Here is an 8,100-nt window from a genome sequence, read left to right on the forward strand (position 1 = left end):
GAACAGGCCCGCGTCATCGTGCCCGCGATGCTCGGCACCGAAGCCACGGCCGCCGTGGTGGTGCCGTACTTCTGGAGCGACCAGTACGCCGTGAAGATTCAGTGCCTCGGCGAGCCGGAGGCCGACGACGTCGTTCACGTCGTCGCGGACGACGGCCGCAAGTTCCTTGCCTATTACGAGCGTGACGGCGTGGTCGTGGGCGTGGTCGGCGGTGGTATGCCGGGCAAGGTGATGAAGGCCCGCGGCAAGATCGCCAGCGGCGCGCCCATCTCCGATGTCCTGACCTAGCGACTTGCGGTGTCTCACCGGCGGTGCGCACCGGTGAACGCACACAAAACGCAGGAGTGCGGGGCTAGTGCTGGCCGAGGTAGAAGCGCACCCCCTGGTCGTCGACGCACTGCGCCGCGCGCCCGTAGGACTGCTGCGACGGTTCTTCGATGATGGTGCCCCCGGCCTCGCGGACCCGTTCCACCGCGGCGTCGACGTCGGCCACGGTCCACATCGGGACGGTCACCTGTTCGTCACTGCCCCCGGTGACGCCGGACATGGGGTGCACCGACTCCACCTGCCAGCCGTCGTCGATGCGGCCGGGCTCGAACGTCCAGCCCAGCACGGAGGCGTAGAAGTCGCGGAAGGTCCCCGAGTCGGACACCTCGAACGTGACGTACGAGAGTTCGCCTGGGCCAGTGCCATTCAACGCTGGACGAGGATCGGCACCGGTCGGCTGATACACGGCGAACGCGGTGCCGAACGGGTCGGTAGCGTCCACCGTAGGCCCGTGCGGGGGATGCGAGATCTGGCCGGCCTCGCCGCCTGCGTCAAGGATGGCCTGCCGCGCGGCCGAGACGTCGACGACCGCGTAGCAGCAGAACAACGTTGGTGGACCATCGACACCGAAGATGCCGACGTGCTGAGTCGTGCTCGTCACCCGATGCGTTGCCGGGTCGTACTGCCAGCCCAGCACGTGGCCGTAGAAGACGGCCGACCGGGCCGGGTCCGCCGTCCACACCGACACGTAGGCGATGTCGCCGTGGCGGATCGGGTTAGCCGGCCCGCTGAGCATCCACCGGTGGCCGAACGGGTCGATGATGGTGGCGTTGCGGGAGCCGTAGTTCTCGTAGGGCTCCCGCTCGACGTCCGCGCCCCGGCCCCTTGCCCGGTCCAGTGCGACGTCGGTATCGGCGACGTGCAGCATCAGACTCACCGAGACGGATTGCGGTGCAGGACCTTTCAACCCCATCTCGGGAAACTCGTCGGCCAGGTACAGTGTGCCGCCCCTGATCGAGAGCTCGGCGTGCCCGATGCGGCCGTCGTCCATCACGAGCGGCTCGCCGGCCACCTCGGCGCCGAACGCGTCGACGTACCAGTCGATCGCCGCCCGCGCGCCTGCGACCGCGAGGTAGGGCAAGGCGGCGGAGCGGGGAGGGGCCGCAGGCGCAGGGCTGCTCGATTCGTTGAGCGCGGCGATGGCCGCCTCGGTACCACTCATGACGATTCCTTCCGTTCGTTCGGGTAGGGATAGCGCGGATTCGAGGCGCGCGCGCAGCCGCGCGGCGAACACCGGATCGGGCTGGACCGGAAGGTCGTCGCCGCGCAGCACGGTCAGCGGATCGTGGCCGTTGAAACTCATGACGCCCCTCCTTCCGGGTATTGCGATCTGAACGCTCGACGGGCCCGCACCAGCAGAGCTTCGGTGGCGTGCACGGTGCGACCGATCAGCTCGGCGCACTCGGGCACCGAACGGTCGTCCAGGTAGCGAAGCGCCAGCACCGCGCGGTGATGTTCGGGCAGTCGGGCCAGCACGCCTTCGGCGACGATGCGGTCGAGCTCGACGTCCCACTGGTCTGCGGGATCCACCGGCTCCGGCAGGTCGGCCACCGGCACGGTGAACCGGTCGTGCCTTCGCCGGTAGTGGTCGGCCAACTTGTGCCGGGCCACCCCGATCAACCACGGCAACGTGATCGACGGCGGGGTGTCCTTCCTCGCGGCGTCCATCGCCGCCAGAAAGGTCTCCGACGTCAGATCCTCTGCCGCGCCACGGTCGGCGCACCGTCTGACGAAGTACCCGTAGACGGCGGGCAGCGCTTCGTCGTACAGCACGAGCAGCGCGCGCTGCGCGTCCTGGGAGTCCGGTTCGGCGCTCACACCCTCATCGTCGCCGTCGGAGCCCCGACTCCGACGCCCGATCTCAAGATTTTGTTCTATCGAGTGCCGCGAGCCCCGCGCTTACGGTGTCGAACGCCTCCCCGAGGGCGGTCTGGAGGGACACGGATTCATCGGCCAACCAGTTCTCGTACGCCGACAACGCGACACCGAGCATCGACCACGCGGTGGTCCTTGGGATCAGGTCGGTGGCCTTGAGCCCGAGGCGCCGGGCGACGAAGTCGGCGACGACGGTGCGCCAGCCCGCATACATCGTCATCGAATGGGCCTGCAGCGCCGCCGTCTCCAGGATCACGCGCATGCGCTGGCGGTGATGCGCGGTCTCGGCTTCGTCGAAACTGTTGAACGCCAACAACGCCGAGCGTAGGGCGACGTTGGTGGGGGCGTCGCTGGGGACCTCGTTCAGCAGGTTGCGCATGTGATCGAGGTGCCCGTCGAAGTCGCCCCACGGGATGGCGTTCTTGGTCGGGTAGTACCGGAACAGGGTGCGTCGCGCGATGCCTGCGGCGCGTGCGACGTCGTCGACGCTGACTTCGTCGAACCCGCGCTCGGCGAAGAGGTCGAGCGCCACGCTGGTGATGTGGTCCCCGGTGGTGGACCGTCGCCGACCTACCCGATTGGCGGGTTCACGACTCATCAGACGACCCGCCCTTCCGTTTCGGCACTCGATGCCATATTCTTGCGATCTCGATCACGATTGTCGAGACCCACGAAACCGGAAGGACGTAAGTCATGGAGCCGAATCAGCAGGTTGAAACCGAAGCCGAGCTCGTCACCGAGTCCCTCGTCGAAGAGGTCTCGATCGACGGTATGTGCGGGGTTTACTGACGGTGTCCGCACCTTCAGAGGCGCGAGCCGTTGCCCCGGCGTTCGATCCCGACGTCCGCTGGCGGCTGCACCATCAGGTGGCGGTGCGGCCGGAGCCGTTCGGGGCGTTGCTGTATCACTTTGGCACCCGCAAGCTTTCGTTTCTGAAGAACACGAAGATCGTCGAGGTGGTCAAGTTGCTCGACGCGCATCCAGACGCCAGGTCCGCGTGCCGCGACGCCGGCATCGACGACGCCGACCAGGCGCCCTATCTGCACGCCCTCGGCGTGCTCGTCCAGTCCAACATGCTGGTCCGCGAGGAGAACACATGACCACGATGCAGCCCGTCCCCAGGCTGGTAGAGCAGTTCGAGCATGGCCTCGACGCGCCCATCTGCCTGACCTGGGAGCTGACCTACGCCTGCAACCTGGCGTGCGTGCACTGCCTGTCGTCGTCCGGCAAGCGCGACCCCCGCGAGCTGAGCACGCGCCAATGCATGGACATCATCGACGAGCTCGAGCGCATGCAGGTCTTCTACGTCAACATCGGCGGTGGCGAGCCGACCGTGCGCTCCGACTTCTGGGAGCTCGTCGACTACGCCACCGCACATCACGTCGGCGTGAAGTTCTCGACCAACGGCGTGCGGATCGACAAGAAGGTCGCCGCGAAGCTGGCCGCCAGCGACTACGTCGACGTCCAGATCTCGCTGGACGGCGCCACCGCCGAGGTCAACGACGCCGTCCGCGGTCCCGGCTCCTTCGCCATGGCGGTCCGCGCATTGGAGAACCTGTCAGAGGCTGGGTTCAAGGACGCCAAGATCTCCGTCGTCGTCACTCGCCACAACGTCGGGCAGCTCGACGAATTCAAGGCTCTGGCAGACCAATACGATGCGACCCTGCGCATCACCCGGCTGCGCCCGTCGGGCCGCGGTGCCGACGTGTGGGACGAGCTGCACCCCACCGCCGCCCAGCAGGTCCAGCTCTACGACTGGCTCGTCGCTCGCGGGGAGGGAATCCTGACCGGCGACTCCTTCTTCCACCTGTCCGGGCTCGGGCAGCCGGGCGCGCTGGCCGGCCTGAACCTCTGCGGCGCTGGCCGCGTCGTGTGCCTCATCGACCCTGTCGGCGACGTATACGCCTGCCCGTTCGCCATCCATGACCGCTTCCTCGCCGGAAACATCCTGCGCGACGGCGGTTTCGACAACGTATGGAAGTACGCGCCACTGTTCCGCGAACTGCGCGAGCCGCAGTCGGCCGGAGCGTGCGCCAGCTGCGACCACTACGACGGCTGCCGCGGTGGCTGCATGGCCGCCAAGTTCTTCACCGGCCTGCCGATGGACGGCCCCGACCCCGAGTGCGTGGTGGGTTACGGCGAGCCCGCGCTGGCACTGGAGCGTGACAAGCCCAAGCCCAGCGGCGACCACTCCCGCACCGGAGCCCGCAAGGGGCCCATCCCGCTGAAGCTCCTCACCCGACCGCCCCAAAAGTTCTGCAACGAAAGTCCCGTCTGATCATGGCTCGCGAAAAATGGTTCGAAACCGTATCCATTGCCCAGGAACGGGCGAAGAAACGGCTGCCCAAATCCGCCTACTCCGCGCTGCTCGGAGCCAGCGAGAAGGGGGTGACGGTCTCCGACAACGTCGAATCGTTCTCCGAACTCGGATTCGCCCCACACGTGGTCGGTGTGGTCGAAAAGCGCGATCTTTCGACAACCGTTATGGGGCAGGACATCTCGCTGCCGGTGATCATCTCGCCGACGGGTGTGCAAGCCGTCGACCCCGACGGTGAGGTGGCGGTCGCGCGGGCCGCGGCCGCCCGCGGCACCGCCATGGGCCTGTCGTCGTTTGCGAGCAAGCCCATCGAGGACGTCGTGGCCGTCAACGGCAAGATCTTCTTCCAGATCTACTGGCTCGGCGGTCGCGACGCGATCCTCGAGCGGGTGCAACGTGCCAAGGAGGCCGGAGCCGTCGGGCTGATCGCCACCACCGACTGGAGCTTCTCCCACGGCCGGGACTGGGGCAGCCCGAAGATCCCCGAGCAGATGAACCTGCGCACCATGCTGAAGATGGCCCCCGAGGTCATCACCAAGCCGCGCTGGCTGTGGGACTTCGGCAAGGCGATGAGCCCGCCGGACCTGCGGGTACCGAACCAGGGCAAGCGTGGCGAGGCCGGGCCGCCGTTCTTTCAGGCCTACGGCGAATGGATGGGCACACCCCCGCCCACCTGGGAGGACATCGCCTGGCTACGGGACCAGTGGGACGCGCCCTTCATGCTCAAGGGCATAGTCCGGGTCGACGACGCCAAACGCGCTGTGGACGCGGGTGTTTCGGCGATCTCTGTGTCCAATCACGGCGGTAACAACCTGGACGGCACCCCGGCCGCGATCCGTTGCCTGCCCGCCGTTGCCGCCGCAGTCGGCGATCAGGTTGAGGTTTTGCTCGACGGTGGCATCCGGCGCGGCAGCGACGTCGTCAAGGCACTCGCATTCGGTGCACGCGCGGTCATGATCGGCCGCGCGTATCTGTGGGGCCTGGCCGCCGAGGGACAACCCGGCGTCGAGAACGTGCTCGACATCATGCGCAGCGGCATCGACTCCGCACTGATGGGCCTCGGCAAGGCCTCCATCCACGACCTCGTTGCTGACGACGTGCTGACGCCAGCCGGGTTCACCCGTGCCCTCGGCGTGCCCCCGGCCGAGGGCGCTTAGCCTCCGACGCCGCCGTTGCCTGGTCCCGGTGGGGCGGGCGGTGCTGACGAGGCGGACGGGATGACAGGGCCGCAGCGCAGGTGAACCCGGCGGAACGAATCGATGGGCAAACACCAACAATCGGCGCACACCAGGTGAATTCGGCCTACCATCGGCGGGTGGACTTCCCCAGCGCGCTCGGGAACTCAACGGCGAGGCAGCTCCGCGATCTGTCGCCTGCGTTGATCATCCCGCTCGGCTCGACCGAGCAGCATGGGCCACACCTGCCGGTGGACACCGACACCCGGATAGCGTCCGCGGTGGCCTGCGCGGTTGCTGAGCGACTCGCCGGTGATTGGATGCTGGCGCCCGCGATCGGCTATGGCGCCAGCGGGGAGCACCAGGGATTCCCAGGCACGGTTTCGATCGGCACTTCTGTGCTGCAGCTCTTGCTGGTGGAGTACGGCAGGTCGGCGTGCGACTGGGCGTCGCGGCTGGTCTTCGTCAACGGCCACGGAGGCAACGTTGCCGCCGTTGCTGCGGCCACCTCGTTGCTGCGCGAGGAGGGTCGGGACGTCGCGTGGTGCGCCTGCAGCGTTCCCGGTGCGGACGCCCACGCCGGTCACACCGAAACGTCTGTATTGCTACATATTTCACCAGAGGCCGTCCACACCGCGGAGTGGGTGGCGGGCAATCAAGCTCCGCTCGCCGACCTGATGCCGCAGCTGCGCGCCGGCGGTGTCGCGGCGGTCAGCACGGTCGGGGTGCTGGGGGACCCCACCACCGCGTCCGCGGTCGAGGGTGCGCGTATCTTTGCTGAGATGGTCGACTCCTGCAGCCGCCGCGTGGCGGCTTGGACTCCCGGCCACGGGGGGTTGTTGCAGTGACGGGGCCACGACTGCCCGATGGATTCGCCGTGCAGGTGGACCGGAGGGTGAGGGTGCTTGGGGAGGGGTCGGCGCTTCTCGGCGGATCGCCCACCCGACTCCTGCGCCTGGCGCCGGCTGCGCAGACCATGCTCAACTGCGGTCGGCTCGAGGTACACGACGCGCAGAGCGCGCAACTGGCGCGCACCCTTCTCGATGCGACCGTCGCGCATCCCCGCCCCGCCACCGGCCCGTCGCACCGGGACGTCACCGTCGTCATCCCCGTGTTGGACAACGCCGTTGGGCTCAATCGGCTGATGCAGACCCTGCGTGGCATGCGTGTCGTGGTGGTCGACGACGGGTCCTCACAGCCCATTGAGGTCAGCGACTTCCCCGGCCACCGCTGCGACATCCGGGTGCTGCGCCACGCCACCAGCAAGGGCCCGGCCGCCGCGCGCAACACCGGACTGGCCGCCTGTGAGACCGACTTCGTCGCATTCCTCGACTCCGACGTGGTGCCGCGTCGGGGCTGGCTGGAAGCGCTCCTTGGACACTTCTGCGACCCCGCCGTGGCTCTTGTCGCGCCGCGCATCGTCGGCTTGCACGAGCCGCAGAATCTGGTGGCGCGGTACGAGGCGCTGCGGTCCTCCCTCGACCTCGGTCAACGGGAGGCGCCGGTGGTTCCGTACGGCACCGTCTCCTACGTTCCGAGCGCGGCCATCATCTGCCGTCGACAAGCACTGGATCAGGTGGGCGGGTTCGACGAGTCCCTCAGATCCGGTGAGGACGTCGACCTGTGCTGGCGCTTCATCGAAGCGGAAGCCCGGCTCCGCTACGAGCCCATCGCACTGGTCGGGCACGATCACCGGACCCATCTGCGAGACTGGTTTGCGCGCAAGGCATTCTACGGCTCCTCCGCGGCGCCACTGGCGATCCGGCACCCTGGCAAGACCGCCCCCCTGGTGCTGTCCGGGTGGACGCTGCTGGTCTGGATCCTCCTGGCGATGGGTTCCGGCATTGGCTACATCGCCTCGACGGTCGTCGCCCTCATCACCGGCCGCAAGATCGCCAAGGCACTGAACTCGGTGGACACCGAACCGAAGGAGGTGGCGGCCGTCGCGGCTCAGGGGCTGTGGTCGGCCGCCCTGCAATTGTCCTCGGCGATCTGTAGGCACTACTGGCCCATCGCCCTCGTCGCCGCCATCCTGTTCCGGCGGTGTCGGCAGGTGGTGCTCGTCGCCGCCGTGGTCGACGGAGTGGTCGACTGGATCGCCAGGAACGGCAACGCCGACGATGACACCCAACGCGTCGGGCTGTTCGCCTATCTCCTGCTCAAGCGGCTCGACGACATCGCGTACGGCCTCGGCCTCTGGACGGGTGTGCTGCGTGAGCGGCACCTCGGCGCACTCAAGCCGCAGATCCGAACCTGAAGCGCACATTGCATTCTGACGTCCTGATCGTCGGCGCCGGCAGCGCTGGATGCGTTCTAGCCGAGCGCCTTTCACGAGACCCACAGCGGACCGTGACCGTCGTCGAGGCAGGCCCCGGTCCGGCCGACCCGCGGGTAATGGACCAGATC

General features: G+C 68.0%; 11 protein-coding genes. 8 read left to right on the forward strand and 3 right to left on the reverse strand.

Annotation, left to right across the window (positions count from 1 at the left end; translation table 11 throughout):
- The coding region (locus ACRDUX_RS40790; protein WP_526423243.1) for an oxidoreductase C-terminal domain-containing protein at positions 1 to 288 on the forward strand (288 nt) is incomplete at its 5' end.
- 64 nt (positions 289 to 352) lie between these two features.
- Here the strand turns inward: ACRDUX_RS40790 and ACRDUX_RS40795 are convergent.
- Genes ACRDUX_RS40795 through mftR form a run of 3 tightly spaced genes read right to left on the reverse strand, consistent with a single transcriptional unit; the run spans position 353 to position 2,800 of the window.
- On the reverse strand, positions 353 to 1,630 hold the full coding sequence (locus ACRDUX_RS40795) for a VOC family protein (RefSeq protein WP_526423245.1): 1,278 nt from the start codon (positions 1,628 to 1,630) through the stop codon (positions 353 to 355).
- The gene (locus tag ACRDUX_RS40800) at positions 1,627 to 2,145 is read right to left on the reverse strand and encodes an RNA polymerase sigma factor (protein WP_526423247.1); all 519 of its coding nucleotides are present in this window, start codon (positions 2,143 to 2,145) and stop codon (positions 1,627 to 1,629) included. The genes ACRDUX_RS40795 and ACRDUX_RS40800 overlap by 4 nt, the downstream gene beginning before the upstream one ends.
- A 43-nt stretch (positions 2,146 to 2,188) precedes the next feature.
- The gene (mftR, locus tag ACRDUX_RS40805; RefSeq protein WP_526423249.1) at positions 2,189 to 2,800 is read right to left on the reverse strand and encodes a mycofactocin system transcriptional regulator MftR; all 612 of its coding nucleotides are present in this window, start codon (positions 2,798 to 2,800) and stop codon (positions 2,189 to 2,191) included.
- Between the two features lie 95 nt (positions 2,801 to 2,895).
- On the opposite strand from mftR, the gene mftA reads away from it, so the two are divergent.
- From mftA to ACRDUX_RS40840, 7 genes are all read left to right on the forward strand, one after another.
- Positions 2,896 to 2,991: a mycofactocin precursor MftA gene (gene mftA, locus ACRDUX_RS40810; protein WP_526423250.1), complete on the forward strand. Its 96-nt coding sequence runs from the start codon at positions 2,896 to 2,898 to the stop codon at positions 2,989 to 2,991.
- A 2-nt stretch (positions 2,992 to 2,993) separates the two neighbouring features.
- A complete protein-coding gene (gene mftB / locus ACRDUX_RS40815) occupies positions 2,994 to 3,302 on the forward strand; it encodes a mycofactocin biosynthesis chaperone MftB (protein WP_526423252.1) in 309 nt (102 codons plus the stop codon).
- Positions 3,299 to 4,480 (forward strand): mycofactocin radical SAM maturase, encoded by a 1,182-nt coding sequence (gene mftC / locus ACRDUX_RS40820; RefSeq protein ID WP_526423254.1) that lies wholly within the window; start codon positions 3,299 to 3,301, stop codon positions 4,478 to 4,480. The genes mftB and mftC overlap by 4 nt, the downstream gene beginning before the upstream one ends.
- 2 nt (positions 4,481 to 4,482) lie before the next feature.
- Positions 4,483 to 5,676, forward strand: a complete 1,194-nt coding sequence (mftD, locus tag ACRDUX_RS40825; RefSeq protein WP_526423256.1) for a pre-mycofactocin synthase MftD — start codon at positions 4,483 to 4,485, stop codon at positions 5,674 to 5,676.
- A gap of 134 nt (positions 5,677 to 5,810) precedes the next feature.
- Positions 5,811 to 6,542 carry a mycofactocin biosynthesis peptidyl-dipeptidase MftE gene (gene mftE, locus ACRDUX_RS40830; protein WP_526423258.1) on the forward strand — a complete coding sequence of 244 codons (732 nt, stop codon included), beginning with the start codon at positions 5,811 to 5,813 and terminating at the stop codon, positions 6,540 to 6,542.
- On the forward strand, positions 6,539 to 7,951 hold the full coding sequence (gene mftF / locus ACRDUX_RS40835) for a mycofactocin biosynthesis glycosyltransferase MftF (protein ID WP_526423260.1): 1,413 nt from the start codon (positions 6,539 to 6,541) through the stop codon (positions 7,949 to 7,951). Before mftE ends, mftF begins: the two co-directional genes overlap by 4 nt.
- A gap of 8 nt (positions 7,952 to 7,959) precedes the next feature.
- A partial coding sequence (locus ACRDUX_RS40840) for an FAD-dependent oxidoreductase (RefSeq protein ID WP_526423262.1) occupies positions 7,960 to 8,100 on the forward strand: 141 nt, incomplete at its 3' end.

It is taken from the genome of Mycobacterium sp., from assembly GCF_050701675.1.
GTDB lineage: Bacteria > Actinomycetota > Actinomycetes > Mycobacteriales > Mycobacteriaceae > Mycobacterium.